Source organism: Flavobacterium piscinae, assembly GCF_004122145.1.
In the GTDB taxonomy this organism is placed as follows: Bacteria; Bacteroidota; Bacteroidia; order Flavobacteriales; family Flavobacteriaceae; genus Flavobacterium; species Flavobacterium piscinae.
The window spans coordinates 40,156-57,430 of the sequence record NZ_SBKQ01000008.1 but is presented as its reverse complement, the minus strand read 5'-3'; the positions used below and the strand labels follow the sequence as shown (position 1 = coordinate 57,430).

The following is a 17,275-nucleotide window of genomic DNA, read 5'->3' as shown; positions in this document are numbered from 1 at the left end:
AAAAATCAATTATTTTATAGTATGCAAAACACAAAGGAATTTGTACAAAAATTGGAAAAAATACTAGATTATTTTCAACTTAGTGCTTCTGCTTTTGCGGATAAAATTGGCGTGCAGCGATCAAGCCTTTCTCACCTACTCTCCGGTAGAAACAAACCCAGTTTAGAATTTGTAATTAAAATTACAGAAGCATTTCCCGAAGTAGATTTGTATTGGTTTTTGTTCAATAAAGGAAATTTTCCTAAATCAAATTCGTCAGAAAACATTTCAATAAATGAAGTTCTTCCTTTGAAAAAAAGTGAAGAGAACAGTAAGTTAGAAACTACCAAGTCGGATAAATTCAATTTTTCTAACCAAGACGAAGTTGAAAAAATAGTAGTTTTCTACAAAAATGGTACTTTTAAAACGTATTTACCCAAATAAAGAAAGCCAAGACTCACAGGAGCCAAGGCTTTCAGGACCAATAAAACAAACACAAAAAACTATCTTCTCAGCAAGAAAACTGCAGCACAACCAGGTTCTAGTCTGTTCATTGTTGGGGCATAATCGCCACTTGTGGAAGGAACAGAGAAAGTTAATACTCTCCCACCCCCATTTGCTCTTTCAGCTACATAAATCATTTTTGTTACATTATCATAAGCCACATCAACCGGATTTCCTAACATTGAACTAGGACCGTAGATTCTAATTTGATTAGCCATTGAAATTGTTCCGTTATTAGCTGTGGACGAGAAAACTGAAGAAAAATTGTTAATTACAATCACCCCTCCGTCAGAATCCGAAGCGGCAGCTCCAACATCCGTTAACACCATCGTGTTTTCTACACTTGAATAAGTAATTCCATGTGTTCTTACCAAACCTTCAATTGTCACTCGCTTGCTGGAAACCAGAGGGCCTGAGGAGTTGCCCAACACATTATTATAAACTACTAAATCACTAGTTAAGTCAGCGATTGCATACAAGTTATTTCCGTCAAAATGGATTCCCCACAACTTTATATCAACTTCAAATGTTCTTTGCAATGTAAATCCGGAAGCGGTTTTTTCGTAAACAAATAATTTGTTTTGATTTCCGTTAGATTCAGCTTGATCTTGCGTTACAATTACTGTATTCCCTGCAACCGCAATCTCTCTTGCATTGTTAAAATCAGATGTGCTACTGTAAGCCAAAGTTAAACTTGAACTGTTGTTCATCAATGCTTCACTAACGTTTCCATAAGCTTCTAAACGATTATTTGACCGTGATGCAAGAATAATTTCGTCGGTAGACGGATAGTAATGAATTCCATCTGCGTCGGTAGAATTTACCGAAAAACTTTGAGTAGTCGGCATGGAAGGAAGTAAATCCATTACCGATACCATTCCTGAAGTATTACTAGAAGTAAACAACTTTACTTCACTAACTGTTTGTTGGTTACTATCGTCATCACTACATGACATAAATAAGATTGAACTCAAGATAACCGCCGTAAATAAATTTTTGTTTTTCATGCTGTATAATTTTAAGTGTTTATACATGCATGTACGAAAACAAATTACAATTGGTTTTTAAATAATTGATTTTTTTTCTTTAAAAACTATTTTCAGGTATTTTACCGATTACGCCAATATAAAATTTTTGTAAAAACAACAAATCCTCTTCTATTTTTCCGGTTGGATAAAACGGTTCACCAAGTTTGACTTGTTTTTTAGAATAATCAAAAGCAACCGGAATTATGGGCACATTGGCTTGAAGAGCAATGTAATAAAACCCTGTTCTCCATTCGGTAACTTTTTTTCGGGTTCCTTCCGGAGCAATAGCCAACCTGAAAATTTCTCTATTTTGAAAAACTTTTGAAATAGCATCCACTTTATTTAAACCTCCTGATCGATCTAATGGCTCACCTCCCATCCATTTAAAATAATAGCCAAAGGGAAATCGAAATAATTCTTTCTTTCCGACAAAATTCATTTCCAATCCCATAATTCCTCTTGTGAAAAGTCCGATATAGAAATCATGCCAACTGGTGTGAGGCACAACAATCATCACGCATTTTTTTACAGTTGCTTCAATCGTTCCTGAGATTTTCCATCCCATCAATTTGAAAAAAATCAATTTATATAGCCATTTCTTCATTGCCTAAAATATTTTAGTAAAAATACGATTTATGCCTTATTTTTGATAAAAATTATCGAATGTTCAAAAAAATAATCAGCTACCTCTATCCTATTCCTCTACACAAAACGACTTCTGAAGTGAGTAAATCGTTGGAAGTTACCATGGTAAACGGAGAAGTGGTTTTGGATAGTTTAAATACGAATTATTCGTATGGTAGTCTGCAACGCATCCTTCGAAAAGGGCTTCTGTGTATTGGCTTTGAGAACATAAAACCACTAAATCACGTTCTTGTTTTAGGTGTTGCCGGCGGAAGTGTCATCAAAACATTAGTAGATGAAATCGGTTACACAGGAAAAATTACCGGCATTGAATTGGATGAAAAAGTGATTGATTTGGCTAATGAACATTTTGGTTTAAATAAAATCAAAAACCTCAATATTATTCATCATGAAGCCTTTGAATTTGTGTTAAAAACAAAAATGAAATATGATTTGATTATTATTGACATCTTTCAAGACACTGTAATGCCCGGATTTTTGTTTGAAAATTTCTTTCAGAATCGGTTAACTGAGGTATTAAATAGTAAAGGATATATCTTATTTAACACAATGATTTTGAATACTCATGACAATGCTCGAAACAAAGCTTATCTTTCCTTTTTTGATACTGAAAAATATAAAGTTTGGACACTTCCACGGGTAGAAGAACACAATGAATTAATCATCATACAAAAAGAAAAATAACTTGGTATACTAATTGTATGAAAAACAATCAAGTCTAAATAAATCAGTACATTTGATGGCAGAAATTCACAACATGAAAAAATTATATTACCTACTCCCAATTGGTTTAGCCCTGCTCATTTTATTTGGTTTTGAAATGGATGATAAAGATAAAAACACCCAAAAAGCAGGAAAAAAAATGCAAGAGATGGTGATTGGCATTTCAAAATATGCCCGAAAATTTCATCCTGATTTTATTGTTATTCCGCAAAACGGTTCGGAATTAGCTTTTCAAAATGTTAATCCAGAAAATCCATTGTGCCAAGAATATATAAACGCCATTGACGGAATAGCGATTGAGGAATTATTTTTGGACGAAAAGGGTAAGGCAGATGATTATCGAATCAATAACTTAAAAAAAATACCAAATGACAAAAAAGTAATTGTTTCTGAGTTTGTAAAAGAGAAAAATGATGAAGATAGAATTGTTAAATTGAATCAAGAAGCCGGATTTGTTCCGTTTATCAGAACGGCAGACAATTATCATTATCATACTATTCCTGAAAAAACACTAAATGAAAACTCGAACAATATTACTAAATTAGTTGATGTTCAAAATTTCTTATACCTCATTAATGCTGATGATTTTGACACTAAAAAGGAATTAATTGAAAAGGTTGCCAATAGCAATTTTGATTTAATTCTAATCGATTTATATTATTTGAGTTTTCCCTATACCAAAGCCGATTTAGAAAAACTAAAAATAAAGAAAAACGGCGGAAAACGATTGGTTATTTGTTACCTCAACATTGGTGCGGCAGAAAACTGGCGAAGTTATTGGCAATCCGATTGGAAGTTAGGTAATCCGAAATGGCTTAAAAAGAACTACAAAGGTTATGACAACGAAATATATGTAGAATTTTGGGAGCCTACATGGCAGAAAATGATGTTTGGCAAGGAAGATTCATACATGAAAAAAATTATCAATGCCGGATTTGACGGTGTGTTTTTAGACAATGTGGAAGCCTATTATGCTTTGTACAATTAAATAAGAAGTCTGGCCTTTTCTAAATCTTCGGGCGTATCTATTCCAATTCCAACATGATTGGTTTCTACCATTTTGATTTTTTTACCATATTCTAAATAGCGAAGTTGTTCCAATTTTTCAGAAGCTTCCAATGATTTCATTGGTAAATGATAAAAATCCAACAAGGCTTGTTTTCTGAAAGCATAAATTCCGATATGCTGGAAGTAGCGAACACCCACATTTTTTTCTCTAGGATATGGAATAACCGAACGTGAAAAATACAATGCTAATCCGTTTTGATCGACAATTACTTTTACGTTATTTGGGTTTTCAATCGAATTCCAGTCGGTGATTTCTCGCATAAGCGAAGCTAAATCGACCTTTTGTTCAACATCTTTTTTAAAAACTTCAATCACTTTTTCAAGTGGTTCTTTGTTAATGAAAGGTTCGTCTCCTTGCACATTTACAACCACATCAACGTCTAAATTTTCAACCGCTTCGGCAATTCGGTCACTACCACTTTCATGTTCTTTAATGCTCATAATGGCTTTCCCGCCTTTCGAAACAATTTCATTGAAAATTAAATCCGAATCCGTTACAACAAAAACATCATCAAATAAATGGGTATTGACTGCCGCTTCATACGTTCGAGTAATGACTGTTTTTCCTCCTAAATCTTGCATAAGTTTAGCCGGAAAACGAGTAGAAGCATAACGAGCTGGGATGACGGCGATGATTTTCATAGTTAAAGTGGCTGAGTTACTGAGAAGCTGAGTTGCTAAGTTTTTTCTATTTCATTATTTTTTTGAATAATTTCATTCCCACAAAGAAAATAAAAAGCACTAAAATAAAGGCTAAAATAGGTATAAAAATAGAGGTGAATGACATAACTGTGGCAGTTCCTGTTTCAACGGTGGAAACAAATGGATTACCAATTCCCCCTGTGGCAGCAGTTGAAGTGAGTCTGGTTGCAGCCGTGGCAGAATTAATGGCTGCGGCTGTTCCTCCTCCGGCAATTATGGCTAAACCCCAAGTGAAGAGCGGACTGAAATCAACTAATGAAGAAGCCATAACTGCTGTTCCGGCAATTGCCGCTAGTGGAACCGCAATCGTATCTAAAATATTGTCTACAAAAGGAATATAATACGCTAAAACTTCAAAAATCATGGCAATGCCCAATGCGATTAAAGCCGGTGTTTCGCCTAACCAACTCCAGGACTCATTCACAGGAATCCAATTTAGGTAAGAAGCTAAACTCAGTATAAAAAGCGGTACAAAAACCCTAAAACCGGCTGAGGCTGCCAATCCGATGCCGAGACAAATGCTTATTATAGTTTCAATGGATATCATACTTCAAATTTATTCAAAATTTTCATCTTTATAACCAATCAGATACAATTTTTCCTTGGCACGTGTAATGGCGGTGTACAACCATCGAATATAATCTCTATCTACACCATCCGGCAAATAGGGTTGTTCTACAAAAACAGTATTCCACTGACCTCCTTGTGATTTATGACATGTTATGGCATAAGAAAACTTAACTTGTAAAGCATTAAAATACTCGTTTTCCTTCACTTTTTGCACTTGTTTGTATTTTGGACCTTCATTTTCATAATCTTGCAACACTTCTTGATATAAACGGTTTGACTCTTCATAGGTTAGTGAAGGTGAAATGCTTGTAACCGTATCCAACAACAAGATAGTTTCGAATGGTTTTTGGTTGGGATAATCGACCATTCTGATTTTTACTTTGGCAAATTTGAAACCGTATAATTCTTGAATTTTGTGAATTTCGAGTATTTCAATAATGTCGCCATTGGCAATAAATCCGGCTTCATCGGTTTCTTTTAACCAAAAATAATTGTTTTTAACCACCATCATAAAATCGCCGGCAGACAAATCGCTTTCGCGAAAGAGAATCGCGTTTCTAATTTGCTGATTGTATTGATTAGCTCGCTTGTTGGTGCGGACAATGAAAGCCGTTTCCTCCATCCCATCCTTACTGTATGCGGTATGGATGGCATCTTGAATATCATAACCATCCGTTAAACGTACAATATCTTTGAATCCTTGAAGTGAAAATTGAAACGAATCGATAAAATGCTCCTTTAATTTTTCCCTGAGAAGTGTTGCATTATACAAAATTCCGGAGTTTTCTTCTTGTCGCATTACTTCATCCAATTCAATATGAAATACTTCTTTATTATAGTATGTCATTAAAGTTTCTATATTTAAAGCCGGACTTACATCCAAGTGAACGGGTGGTAACTGAGCTGTGTCGCCAAGTAGAATCATTTTACAATTTTCACCGGAATACACATAACTCATTAAGTCATCCAATAGCGAATTGTTGTCCATCGATTTTGAGTCGGTATTCACATCCGAGATCATCGAACTTTCATCAACAATAAAAATGGTGTTTTTGTGTTTATTAATTTGTCGGGTAAAAGAAACACCACCAGAGGGATTTTTTTTGGGAAAATAAATTTTTTTATGAATGGTAAAAGCCGGTTTTCCTGAATAATTGGCGATTACTTTTGCTGCCCGACCGGTAGGAGCTAATAGAACATATTTTTTGTTTACGGAGATTAAGTTTTCAACTAAAGTAGAAATTAATGTTGTTTTACCGGTACCTGCATACCCTTTTAAAACAAAAAGCTCGTTTGAATTTGAATTTGTGGTGAAATTAGCAACCTTTTCAAAAAAAACAGTTTGTTTTAAAGTAGGAGTAAACGGGAACGATTTTTGTAAGATACTGTAAAACAGAGATGAATTCATTGATGAAAAGTTACGAAACGATTAAAATTCAAATATACTGATGAATTTTGTGTGAAATGCTTTTGAGAAAAAAAAAAAATTGTAGATTTGCCTTAAACTGAAATTAAAAAAAATCAAGATGATTAAATTAGTTATAATTGTTGTAGTACTTGCATTAGCCATTTTTGGAATTGTAAAATTACTTGATAAAAACACCAATACTAAATTGAAACCTATTATTTCAATCGTGTTATGGGCTGTAACAATATTGTTTGGCTATTTAATTTACGAATCCATTCAAGACCCGATTCGTTTTGACAAATTAAAAGAAAAGCGTTTTCAAGTTGCGGTAAATAAAATGTTGGACATCAAAGCTGTACAACAAGCCTATAAATCTATCAATGGAAAATATACTGACAACTTAGACACTTTAATTTCATTTATTGAGAATGAAAAATTTACAATCATTGAAAGAAAAGACACTTCTATAATTGATGTTGAAAAAAATGCCGCTTACAGAATTACAGTAGGTCCTGACGGAACCGGTGGTTATTTTAAAGACATCGTTGTTACTAAAGAATTAGGTAAAGTAAGTATCAAAGATTCATTATTCAAAGATTCTGACCGATACAAAAGACTTAACATCGTTAAAATTGGCGATATTGAAGCTAAAATTGATATGAAAGCCGGTTTTATTAAGAAAAGTGATTTAAATGTACCTGTTTTTGAAGCAAAACTTGAAAAAGCAAAATTGTTAACCGACCAAGATCAAGGATTAGTTGCAAAAGAAAAGAAAGTTGTATCGGTTGATGGCATCAATGGAGAATACATTCTTTTAGGATCAATGGAAGAAGTAAGTTTGTCAGGAAACTGGCCTAAAAAATATGGAAATAACGAATAATTCAATCATTCAAAAAAGTTATAAAAAGCTGTCCATTCAGGTTTCACTGAATGGGCTTTCTTTTTGTTGTCGAGACACTTTGTCGGGGCAAATTACTTCGTTTGAATCTGTTGAATTTGAAAATTTTCCAAAAAATTACACAATTGAAAACGCTTTGTGGAAAACACTTTTAGATTATTCCGATTTAACAAAACAGTATGATCAAATTACTGTTTTACATGAAAATAATCTGAGCACTTTTGTTCCAAAGCCACTTTTTGACGAAGATTATAAAGGCAGTTACCTGCAATACAATACCAAAGTTTTTGACACTGACTACTTTGCCGTAGATGAAATCGAAAAATATGAAATGATGAATGTTTATGTTCCTTATGTGAATATAAATAACTATCTAATCGATCAATTCGGAACTTTTGAATACCAACATTATACCGGAATTTTAGTTTCTAAATTATTAGATCTTTCAAAAAACGACGTTTCTCAAAATATGTTTGTACACATCGCCAAAACACATTTTGAAATCATCATTATTCAAAATCAAAAATTAGTGCTTTTTAATTCTTTTGAATATCAAACTCCGGAAGACTTTCTTTATTATCTGTTATTTACAGCTGAGCAACTTCATTTAAATCCGGAGTCGTTTAAGTTAATCATCTTGGGCGATTGTACAGAGCAAGACGAATTGTATCAAAAAGCATATCAATATGTTAGAAATACATCGATGTTGGATGTTACGGATTTACAAAAATCGAATTCGTTTACTACACAGAAAAACCGAACCCATTTTATACTTTTTAACGCTTGAGAATCATATCCGGAAAATACAAAGGTCGCCGATTATCTCCTCCCAAAAACTTACCTGTTCGCCCCACAACCGATATGAGCAAAGAGGCATTGTTCAATATTTTAAATAACCATTTTAATTTTACGGAACTTTCAGTTTTAGACTTATTTGCCGGTACCGGAAACATCAGTTTTGAATTTGCATCACGTGGAAGCGAACCTATCGTTTCTGTTGATGCCGATTTTGGATGTGTTTCCTTTATTAAAAAAACGGCAGCAGAATTCGATTTTACAATTACCGCCATCAAAAGTGATGTGTTTAAATTTTTAGAAAAAACAAAAGGGGATTTCGATATTGTTTTTGCCGATCCGCCTTACGGAATAGAGCAAAAAGATTTTGAAAAAGTGGTTCAGCTCGTTTTTGAAAGAGAGCTTCTCTCAGAAGACGGAATGATGATTGTGGAACATTCTAAGCACACCAAACTAGAACATCTTTCCAATTTTTCATTTCAAAAAAATTATGGTGGTTCTACTTTTTCTTTTTTTGAATGGGAAAGTGATTCAGGTAATAATGAAGATAATGAAGATGACAGCGAAGAATAAAATTCCTTTTTTCGGACTTTTTATAATCCTTTTGACTTTTAATTCCTGTTATTTTCCGCACTACAAGTCCATAGCAGAATCTAGCATGTATGACATTGATTTTTCACAAGGAAAATGGTTTTTAAATCATGTTACCGTAAATGGTAATGCTTGGAATGATTTGACTACTCAAACAGAAGTAGCTCTTTCAACTTGTCTCAAAGACTCACTCTATTTAAGTTACGGAAAGCGAAAAGTACCTTATATTATTCCGGTATTAAATGATAAAAATGCTAAAGAGCAATTAAATTTATTGAAAGCAACCAATAGTGTGAATTATGTAATTCAGGTGATTGGTAAAATAATTGCTGACGAAATTGGAGTAATCAATATCAGTCCGCATGATTTCAATGAAAAATCAGAAGCATCCATTTCAATTCAAGTTTATGACATTCAAAAAGGGAAACTAATATATTCCCACAAAACCACCGGCATTATTGATAGCGAAAACAAAAACAAAGATGTTGTTTTTGGGAAATCAATAGAAACAATTTTAAAAAAATGTCTAGAAAAAGAATTAAAAATATTGATGAAAAATTCCGGCTGTCAAAAAAAGTAAAATTTATGGAATTGATAAAGAATGTTGAATTTTGATTGAAGATTAACGAATTTTGAACTGCTCTTCACTAATAACCCTTCATCCAACACCAAAAAAAAGCAGACCTATAAGCCGGATTCTGTATTCGCCAAAACGAACCCTTATCATTTATCTAGTTCAATAGTTACCCATTGAATCGAGCTGCCTACCCTTCAACCTCGGACGAGTAGCCCTTATCCGCCGGGGCGGAACGTTGATTTACATGGCATTTCACCGCATAGAGTTTACCTGGTTTCACTACAGCCGAACTGTACATACTTTCTGTTGCACTGGTCCTCATTCGCCTGAGCGAACGGACGGGTGTTACCCGTTATGCTACTCTGTGGTGTCCGGACTTTCCTTCCGCCTAGGCGGACGATAAGGCGGTCTGCAGTGCAAAAATAAACTTAATTAATCATTATTTAGCAAAATCTTGTAGATTAACTTTTCCTGATGAAATGAGATAAATTATTACCACCACAACCATAATTATCGAAAAAATCATATAAAAGGCAAACCCAACCGGGATAAACAAAAGTGTTTTGAGAATAATTTTTTTGAGTGATAATTGAAAAATTCGTTTTAACGCAAAAAAATGATATACAAACATGATTATAATGGAAAGGAATGAATAGTAAACATACTCAACATTAAAAATTAAAATTATTGGAATGAACAAAATAGTTAATATTGAAGTTTGTGAATAGGTATAAAAATAAATCAGATTATGCTCTGCATAATTAAATTGTTTATAGTTATAAAAAACAATTTTTGATACTAATGCAAGTAATGGTAAAATGGAAAATATCAAAATACTATTGTAATCATAAATTGAATTCATGTATTCATTCATGTCAAAAGGTGTCTTTTGGTTTCCGGACATAGAGGTATAGTCAATTTCGCCAAGATACCCATTACGCATCAAATACACATTGATACTACTTAATGTTACGGCAATAATTAGGTAGGAGATTGGATTGACGTAACGCATTCTTAACCCATCTAAATAACCATTTACAACCCATTCAGGATGAGTAAACATCGTTTTAAAAGTAGTAATAAACTTGTTGTCCAAACTCAAATAACGTTCAGAAAATTCATGAATTACTTTTTTTACAGTTAACTTTTGAGTAACTACTTGTGCACCACAATCGGAACAGAATTTATCTTCTAAAAGCAATGGCTTTTGACAATTTTTACAATTCATGTTATTTTTTTTAACGAATTTAAAAAAAATTTACTTTGTACATTTGAAAAAAGTTTTAATCATGAACATTAAATTAATCGCAATTGGTAAAACAGATAATAAAAATCTTCAATCGTTGATGGAGGAATACCAAAAACGATTGTCGTTTTATATTAAATTTGAATTGGAAGTGATCCCTGATATCAAAAATGCTAAAAACCTTTCTGAAACTCAGCAAAAAGAAAAAGAAGGCGAATTGATTTTGAGCAAATTAGCTCTTACCGATTTTCTAATTCTATTGGATGAAAACGGAAAATCATTCGGAAGTATTGAATTTGCAAACGAATTGCAAAAGAAAATGAATGCCGGTATCAAAACGTTGGTTTTTGTAATTGGCGGTCCATATGGCTTTTCAGAAACAGTTTATCAAAAAGCACAACAGAAAATTTCGCTTTCTAAAATGACCTTTTCACATCAAATGGTGCGGTTATTTTTTATTGAACAGGTTTATCGTGGTTTTACGATTTTGAAGAATGAGCCATATCATCATCAGTAAAAATCGCTTTGCTTCTTTTTTTAACCACTAAGGGCACAAAGAATTTCGCAAAGGACACAAAATCAGGATTGCAACTCAACTTTATGAAATTCCTCTTTCGTCGGGATGACAACATTGCGTTAAAAACCTGAAACATGAAACGTGAAACTTTACATCCCACAATCACAATCCGGTAATTTCTTTTTATCATAAATAAAATGAACCGGAGAAATGGTAATCCTTTCGTTTTCGAGTGATTTCAGTTCAATTAATTTAGATAAATACTGATTAAAGGTCAGTCGCTCATCAAAATTCAAATAAATTAAAACTCGTTTTCCTTCGCTGGAAAAAGCAATGTATTCTTTTAAAAAAGTGAACAGTTCGTTCATTTCTACCTCATTCCCATCAACCGAAACTTTATTTTTAGGTTTAAAATTGACTGAAAAAGTTTGAAAATGAAGATGGTATTCTGGATTTTCTTTTACATAAATGGTTGAAAAATAACTGTTGTAGCTGTAATTCACATCTTTAAATGGAATAAAAGCCAATGTTTTTTGAACACTGTCTGTGTACGAATAAAAATTTCCTGCTTCATCGTTTTTATGAAATTGTGCCTTGTCTCTTCGTTCTTGCAACGCTACAATTTCAGGAATTGCTCTATTCAACGGAAGGCGTTTGTCCACATGAAAAATCCAGTTGGTTGTGCCGATGGTATTTTTTCGATTCACTTCGGCAACCGTATCTTTTCCTTTCGTATCTAAAAAAATATAAACAGGCGAATGATCTACAACGGTTGAATCAATCGTTCGATTGGCTTTCACTAATTCCAATTCCTTTTGACAGGAAATCATCATCAAAACAACAAATAGTAACGTTAGTTTTTTCATCTTACAAACTCATTAAAGAAAATAATTTCACACATTCTACCGCTTCTTTCACATCATGCACTCGCAAAATCGAAGCTCCTTTAGTCAATGCAATCATGTTGAGTGCCGTAGTGCCATTGAGTGCTTTTTCGGGCGATGATTCGAGCGGTTTATAAATCATCGATTTTCTGGAAACTCCGGCTAAAATCGGAAGTTCAAGACTTTGAAATAACTGTAATTTTTGCATCACTTCATAATTTTGTTCGGTTGTTTTGGCAAATCCAAAACCGGGATCAATAATCAAATCATTAATTCCGAAACTTCTGGCTTGAACCACTTTTTCTGAAAAATAGAATAACATTTCTTTGACAATATCATCATAGGTTGTCAAACTCATCATCGTTTGCGGCGTTCCTTTCATGTGCATCATGATGTACGGAATTTGAAATTTTGCAATAGTTTCCATCATTTTTTCATCTAAACTTCCGGCAGAAATATCATTAATGATTGCTGCACCGTTTTCAATTGAAACTTTGGCAATTTGACTTCTAAATGTGTCAATGGAAATGATGGTATTTGGAAATTCTTTCAAAACCGATTTTAAAATAGGAAGTAATCGATTTACTTCTTCTTCCTCAGAAACAAATTCAGCATTGGGTTTGCTTGAGTAGGCTCCTATATCAATAAAATCAGCTCCTTCAGTCAACATCACTTCTACCCTTTTTAGAATTTCAGTTTCGTGTTGGTATTTTCCACCGTCATAAAAAGAATTGGGCGTGACATTTAAAATCCCCATTACTTTTGGCGTGGTCAAATCGATTAAATTTCCGAGGCAGTTTATTAACATATCGTTTGAAAAAAGGCATTAAAAAGTAGCATCTACTTGTTTTGAAAATTGTATTTTTGAAAATCTTTACAAATATAATTCAATAATGAATAGTACGTCCCAACAATATGATAAAGTAATTGCCATTTGCCGACAATTATATTGCAACAAAATGAAAGATTACGGCAGTGCATGGCGAATTTTGCGTTTACCATCGCTAACCGACCAAATATTCATCAAAGCTCAACGCATCAGAAGTCTTCAGGAAAATGAAGTTCGAAAAGTGCAAGAAGACGAAACGGGAGAATTTATCGGGATTATCAATTATTCGATTATGGCGTTGATTCAATTGGAAAAAGGTGTCGTAGATCAACCCGATTTAAGTTTAGAAGAAGCCACCCGTTTGTATGATGAAAAAATTACCGAAACCAAATCCTTGATGGAAAATAAAAACCACGATTATGGTGAAGCCTGGCGTGAAATGCGAGTAAGCTCTTTAACCGATTTAATTTTGCAAAAACTCCTTCGCGTAAAGCAAATTGAAGACAACAAAGGTAAAACATTGGTTTCCGAAGGAATTGATGCTAATTACCAAGACATGATTAATTACGCTGTTTTTGCCTTAATTCATTTAGGTTTCCACGAAAAATAAACCAAATTGACAGATTGCCAAATTAACTAATTGACACTTTATCAACATGAAAATTATCACACATATTTCCAGAATTTTAGTCGGATTATTATTCATCATTTCCGGATTAATCAAATTAAATGATCCGGTTGGGTTTTCGTTTAAATTGGAAGAATATTTTTCGGAAGGTGTTTTGAATCTTCCGTTTTTAATACCTATCGCGTTGATTATTGCCGTTTTGGTGGTTATTTTTGAAGTAGTATTAGGCATTATGCTTCTCATCGGTTTTAAACCTAAATTCACGGTTTGGAGTTTATTTTTGATGATTGTGTTTTTCACCTTCCTTACCTTCTACTCTGCCTATTTTAATAAAGTAACCGATTGTGGTTGCTTTGGCGATGCATTAAAATTAACACCTTGGGAGTCATTCACAAAAGATATTGTTCTGTTGGCTTTGATAGTAATTTTATTGATTAATATTAAATACATTCAACCGCTTTTTGGACGATTAGCGTTAAACATCACCGTTTTAGCCTCTTACATTTTTTGTTTATGGATGGCATACACCGTATTAATGCATTTGCCATTTATTGATTTCAGGGCGTATGCCGTGGGAACCAACATTCAAAAAGGAATGGAAATTCCGGCCGGTGCTCCGATGTCGGAATATGAAATGCTATTTATTTATAAAGTAAATGGTGTAGAGACCGAATTCTCACAAGCCGATGTCATGGCAAATAAAGTGCCGGAAACTGCTGAATTTGTGGACAGAAAAGATAAATTGATTAAGCAAGGTTATGTTCCGCCAATCCACGATTTTACAATAGAATTGGATGGAAGTGATTATACCGAAGATATGCTGAACGAACCCAAATTAATCATGCTTATTTCATACGATTTAACGAAAGCTGAACACGATGGATTGAATGAATTGGAAGATTTTTATCAAAAAGCAACCAAAAAAGGGTATAAAGTAATTGGAATGACTTCTTCAGACAAATCGATTATAGATCAAGTAAAAGCGGAATATAAATTCAGTTTTGATTATTATTTCTGTGATGCAACTACCTTAAAAACGATTGAAAGAGCCAACCCAAGCATTGTTGTTTTGGAAAAAGGAACGATTGTAGAAAAGAAACATTTTAATGATATTGATCAAGTAACTTTAAACTAAGTTGATTCGCTATCTCCTAAATAAAATGGGTTATGCTTTGCTTACACTTTTCGGTGTAATTACGGTTATTTTTGTTTTATTTACGATACTTCCCGGCGATCCGGCTCGAATGATGCTCGATCAAAATGAAAACTCTGAACAATTGGCAATTGTGAAGAAAAAATATGGTTTTGATAAACCGATTTCTACACAATACTTGTATTATTTGAATGATTTGTCGCCAATTTCTTTTCATAGTTCCAATCCAGAAGATTATACTTTTTTAACGGAAGGAAAATACAATGCTTTTCATTTAGTGAAGTTGGGAAACACAACAACCGTATTAAAAACACCTTACTTAAGAGAAAGTTTCCAGAAAAGCGGTAAAAAAGTGACGGATGTCATCGGAAATACATTGCCTAATACCTTTATTCTTGCCTTGTTTGCTATTGTTATTGCAATTGTTATTGGGGTTCTTTTAGGAATTATCTCTGCACTATACAAGGACACGTGGTTAGATCGAATAATTGCTCTAATTAGTACACTAGGCATGAGCATTCCTTCCTTTTTTAGTGCGATTTTGTTTGCTTGGTTGTTTGGGTTTGTATGGCATCATTTCACCAGACTCAATATGACAGGCAGTTTGTATGAAGTAGATGATTTTGGCGAAGGAAGCTACATTCAATGGAAAAACATCATTCTTCCGGCAATAGTTTTAGGAATTCGTCCGCTTGGTGTTGTGATTCAATTGATGCGAAACTCACTTTTAGAAACATTTGGTCAAGATTACATCAGAACAGCGAAAGCCAAAGGATTAAATTCCTATCAAATTATTAAAAATCATGCATTAAAAAATTCGCTAAACCCTGTCGTTACGGCTATTTCAGGCTGGTTTGCCTCGATGTTGGCCGGAGCTGTTTTTGTAGAATACATTTTTGGTTGGAACGGGCTCGGAAAAGAAATTGTAGAAGCATTGAATAATCTGGATTTGCCCGTCATCATGGGTTCAGTCATTGTGATTGCCACAACTTTTGTGGTGATTAATATTTTGGTCGATTTGGTATATGCTTATTTAGATCCAAAAATCAGGTTAAGCTAAAACGATTTCGGTTTTTAATTAGGACTTTTTTGGGATTTCATTTCCGGAGTTATTGTAAATTTGTGTGATAAATAAACTCAGTTCATATCTCTGAAGTAGTATAAAAAAAACAGCCACTGATTCGCAGATATTTAAAAATTTCTTTTAATCTGTGAATCAGTTGCAAAAAAACAAAGCAAAGCAAAAAGAAATAAAATAAATTAATAAAAACAATGAAAAAAATAATAGTGTCTTTTATTGTTGCGTTAGGATTGATTTCCTGCTCCAATGCTCAAAAAACGGAATTCTCAAAAGAAGCCTTAGCTGATAAAATGATGTCTGTGGATGGTACTGAATTGACCTTTTCAGACATCCTTAAAAAATATGAAGGAAAAACTGTTGTTATTGATGTTTGGGCCTCTTGGTGTCCGGATTGCATCAAAGGAATGCCAAAAGTAGAGGCGTTGCAAAAACAATTTCCGGAAGCCGTTTATTTGTTTTTATCGTATGATAAAACGCCCGAAAGTTGGGCAAAAGGAATTGAAAAATATGCGGTGAAAGGCGAACATTATTTAATTTTATCCAAATGGAAGGGCGGAACATTTAGCAATTCAATTGATTTAGATTGGATTCCGCGGTACATCGTTTTAGATAAAACAGGAAAAATTGCTTTGTATAGAGCCATCGAAGCCGATGATGAAAAATTGATATCGACCATAAAAAACCTAAACTAATGAGACAAAAAATTGTTGCAGGAAACTGGAAAATGCATAAAAATGCAGAAGAAACCGAAGATTTATTAAATGAATTAATTGACAAAATTCCAACTGATATTGAGCAAAGAGTGATTGTTGCTCCAACGTTTGTGAATTTATCAGCAGCAGCCGATCATTTGGAATTTACTAACATTGAAGTGGCCGCACAAAATATGCACCAAGCAGAAGGCGGAGCTTTTACCGGTGAAATATCTGCTTCCATGTTAAAAAGTGTTGGGATTAATATTGTGATTTTAGGACACTCAGAACGAAGAGCTTACTTTCACGAAACCGATGCGTTGCTTGCAAATAAAGTGGATACTGCTTTGAAACACGAAATGGAAGTCATTTTCTGTTTTGGTGAAGAATTAAAAGACCGTCAATCGGGTCAACATTTTAATGTGGTAGAAAATCAGTTGAAAGACGGTTTGTTCCATTTAGAAGCGTCGGCTTGGAAAAATATTATTTTGGCCTACGAACCGGTTTGGGCCATTGGAACAGGAGAAACCGCTTCACCGGATCAAGCACAAGAAATGCACGATTTTATTAGAGATACCATCAATAAAAAATACGGAAATGCTGTTTCCGAAGATGTTTCCATTCTTTATGGAGGTAGCGTAAAACCTGAAAATGCGGCCGAAATTTTCTCAAAACCCGATGTGGATGGCGGATTAATTGGTGGAGCTGCTTTAAAAAGTGAAGATTTTACAAAAATTGTTTTAGCAATTTAGATATT

21 protein-coding genes and 1 other RNA gene are annotated in these 17,275 nt (G+C 33.7%); 13 read left to right on the top strand and 9 right to left on the bottom strand.

Annotation, left to right across the window (positions count from 1 at the left end; translation table 11 throughout):
• Positions 1 to 21 precede the first annotated feature (21 nt).
• Complete coding sequence (locus tag EQG68_RS08800; protein WP_129464444.1) at positions 22 to 423, top strand: helix-turn-helix domain-containing protein; 402 nt, start codon at positions 22 to 24, stop codon at positions 421 to 423.
• A 59-nt stretch (positions 424 to 482) separates the two neighbouring features.
• On the opposite strand, the gene EQG68_RS08795 is transcribed toward EQG68_RS08800, so the two are convergent.
• Together EQG68_RS08795 and EQG68_RS08790 are read right to left on the bottom strand one after the other, a co-directional pair.
• A complete protein-coding gene (locus EQG68_RS08795; RefSeq protein WP_129464443.1) occupies positions 483 to 1,490 on the bottom strand; it encodes a hypothetical protein in 1,008 nt (335 codons plus the stop codon).
• Positions 1,491 to 1,569: 79 nt separating this feature from the next.
• Positions 1,570 to 2,115: a 1-acyl-sn-glycerol-3-phosphate acyltransferase gene (locus EQG68_RS08790; RefSeq protein WP_129464442.1), complete on the bottom strand. Its 546-nt coding sequence runs from the start codon at positions 2,113 to 2,115 to the stop codon at positions 1,570 to 1,572.
• A 59-nt stretch (positions 2,116 to 2,174) separates the two neighbouring features.
• On the opposite strand from EQG68_RS08790, the gene EQG68_RS08785 reads away from it, so the two are divergent.
• The gene (locus EQG68_RS08785) at positions 2,175 to 2,840 is read left to right on the top strand and encodes a spermidine synthase (protein WP_129464441.1); all 666 of its coding nucleotides are present in this window, start codon (positions 2,175 to 2,177) and stop codon (positions 2,838 to 2,840) included.
• Between the two features lie 55 nt (positions 2,841 to 2,895).
• Positions 2,896 to 3,867, top strand: coding sequence for an endo alpha-1,4 polygalactosaminidase (locus EQG68_RS08780; protein ID WP_129464440.1), 972 nt, complete (start codon positions 2,896 to 2,898; stop codon positions 3,865 to 3,867).
• Here EQG68_RS08780 and kdsB read toward each other — a convergent pair.
• Genes kdsB through EQG68_RS08765 form a run of 3 tightly spaced genes read right to left on the bottom strand, consistent with a single transcriptional unit; the run spans position 3,864 to position 6,627 of the window.
• Positions 3,864 to 4,589, bottom strand: a complete 726-nt coding sequence (kdsB, locus tag EQG68_RS08775) for a 3-deoxy-manno-octulosonate cytidylyltransferase (RefSeq protein WP_129464439.1) — start codon at positions 4,587 to 4,589, stop codon at positions 3,864 to 3,866. The two genes, EQG68_RS08780 and kdsB, sit on opposite strands and share 4 nt — an antisense overlap.
• A gap of 46 nt (positions 4,590 to 4,635) precedes the next feature.
• The gene (locus EQG68_RS08770; protein ID WP_129464612.1) at positions 4,636 to 5,193 is read right to left on the bottom strand and encodes a DUF4126 domain-containing protein; all 558 of its coding nucleotides are present in this window, start codon (positions 5,191 to 5,193) and stop codon (positions 4,636 to 4,638) included.
• 12 nt (positions 5,194 to 5,205) lie between these two features.
• Positions 5,206 to 6,627 carry an ATP-dependent DNA helicase gene (locus EQG68_RS08765; RefSeq protein ID WP_129464438.1) on the bottom strand — a complete coding sequence of 474 codons (1,422 nt, stop codon included), beginning with the start codon at positions 6,625 to 6,627 and terminating at the stop codon, positions 5,206 to 5,208.
• Between the two features lie 118 nt (positions 6,628 to 6,745).
• Here EQG68_RS08765 and EQG68_RS08760 point away from each other — a divergent pair, with 118 nt between their 5' ends.
• Genes EQG68_RS08760 through EQG68_RS08745 form a run of 4 tightly spaced genes read left to right on the top strand, consistent with a single transcriptional unit; the run spans position 6,746 to position 9,491 of the window.
• Positions 6,746 to 7,507: a hypothetical protein gene (locus EQG68_RS08760; protein WP_129464437.1), complete on the top strand. Its 762-nt coding sequence runs from the start codon at positions 6,746 to 6,748 to the stop codon at positions 7,505 to 7,507.
• Positions 7,491 to 8,312: a DUF3822 family protein gene (locus tag EQG68_RS08755; RefSeq protein ID WP_129464436.1), complete on the top strand. Its 822-nt coding sequence runs from the start codon at positions 7,491 to 7,493 to the stop codon at positions 8,310 to 8,312. Before EQG68_RS08760 ends, EQG68_RS08755 begins: the two co-directional genes overlap by 17 nt.
• The gene (gene rsmD, locus EQG68_RS08750) at positions 8,309 to 8,893 is read left to right on the top strand and encodes a 16S rRNA (guanine(966)-N(2))-methyltransferase RsmD (RefSeq protein WP_129464435.1); all 585 of its coding nucleotides are present in this window, start codon (positions 8,309 to 8,311) and stop codon (positions 8,891 to 8,893) included. Before EQG68_RS08755 ends, rsmD begins: the two co-directional genes overlap by 4 nt.
• Positions 8,871 to 9,491 carry a hypothetical protein gene (locus EQG68_RS08745; RefSeq protein WP_164975419.1) on the top strand — a complete coding sequence of 207 codons (621 nt, stop codon included), beginning with the start codon at positions 8,871 to 8,873 and terminating at the stop codon, positions 9,489 to 9,491. The genes rsmD and EQG68_RS08745 overlap by 23 nt, the downstream gene beginning before the upstream one ends.
• 91 nt (positions 9,492 to 9,582) lie before the next feature.
• Here the strand turns inward: EQG68_RS08745 and rnpB are convergent.
• Positions 9,583 to 9,904, bottom strand: an RNA gene (gene rnpB / locus EQG68_RS08740) — RNase P RNA component class A.
• Positions 9,905 to 9,927: 23 nt separating this feature from the next.
• On the bottom strand, positions 9,928 to 10,716 hold the full coding sequence (locus tag EQG68_RS08735; RefSeq protein WP_129464433.1) for a DUF3667 domain-containing protein: 789 nt from the start codon (positions 10,714 to 10,716) through the stop codon (positions 9,928 to 9,930).
• A 61-nt stretch (positions 10,717 to 10,777) separates the two neighbouring features.
• On the opposite strand from EQG68_RS08735, the gene rlmH reads away from it, so the two are divergent.
• Positions 10,778 to 11,251: a 23S rRNA (pseudouridine(1915)-N(3))-methyltransferase RlmH gene (gene rlmH, locus EQG68_RS08730; RefSeq protein ID WP_129464432.1), complete on the top strand. Its 474-nt coding sequence runs from the start codon at positions 10,778 to 10,780 to the stop codon at positions 11,249 to 11,251.
• Between the two features lie 149 nt (positions 11,252 to 11,400).
• Here the strand turns inward: rlmH and EQG68_RS08725 are convergent, their stop codons facing one another.
• Both EQG68_RS08725 and folP read right to left on the bottom strand, forming a co-directional pair.
• Complete coding sequence (locus EQG68_RS08725) at positions 11,401 to 12,117, bottom strand: hypothetical protein (RefSeq protein ID WP_129464431.1); 717 nt, start codon at positions 12,115 to 12,117, stop codon at positions 11,401 to 11,403.
• 1 nt (position 12,118) lies between these two features.
• The gene (gene folP / locus EQG68_RS08720; RefSeq protein WP_129464430.1) at positions 12,119 to 12,943 is read right to left on the bottom strand and encodes a dihydropteroate synthase; all 825 of its coding nucleotides are present in this window, start codon (positions 12,941 to 12,943) and stop codon (positions 12,119 to 12,121) included.
• 85 nt (positions 12,944 to 13,028) lie between these two features.
• Here folP and EQG68_RS08715 point away from each other — a divergent pair, with 85 nt between their 5' ends.
• The 5 genes from EQG68_RS08715 (at position 13,029) to tpiA (ending at position 17,270) form a co-directional block, all read left to right on the top strand.
• The gene (locus EQG68_RS08715; protein ID WP_129464429.1) at positions 13,029 to 13,574 is read left to right on the top strand and encodes a DUF1599 domain-containing protein; all 546 of its coding nucleotides are present in this window, start codon (positions 13,029 to 13,031) and stop codon (positions 13,572 to 13,574) included.
• 46 nt (positions 13,575 to 13,620) lie between these two features.
• Positions 13,621 to 14,727, top strand: coding sequence for a BT_3928 family protein (locus EQG68_RS08710; RefSeq protein ID WP_129464428.1), 1,107 nt, complete (start codon positions 13,621 to 13,623; stop codon positions 14,725 to 14,727).
• Position 14,728: 1 nt separating this feature from the next.
• Entirely contained in the window at positions 14,729 to 15,805 is a 1,077-nt protein-coding gene (locus tag EQG68_RS08705) for an ABC transporter permease (RefSeq protein WP_129464427.1), read from the top strand.
• A 212-nt stretch (positions 15,806 to 16,017) separates the two neighbouring features.
• On the top strand, positions 16,018 to 16,518 hold the full coding sequence (locus tag EQG68_RS08700) for a TlpA family protein disulfide reductase (protein ID WP_129464426.1): 501 nt from the start codon (positions 16,018 to 16,020) through the stop codon (positions 16,516 to 16,518).
• A complete protein-coding gene (tpiA, locus tag EQG68_RS08695) occupies positions 16,518 to 17,270 on the top strand; it encodes a triose-phosphate isomerase (RefSeq protein ID WP_129464425.1) in 753 nt (250 codons plus the stop codon). Before EQG68_RS08700 ends, tpiA begins: the two co-directional genes overlap by 1 nt.
• The last annotated feature ends 5 nt before the right edge of the window (positions 17,271 to 17,275 follow it).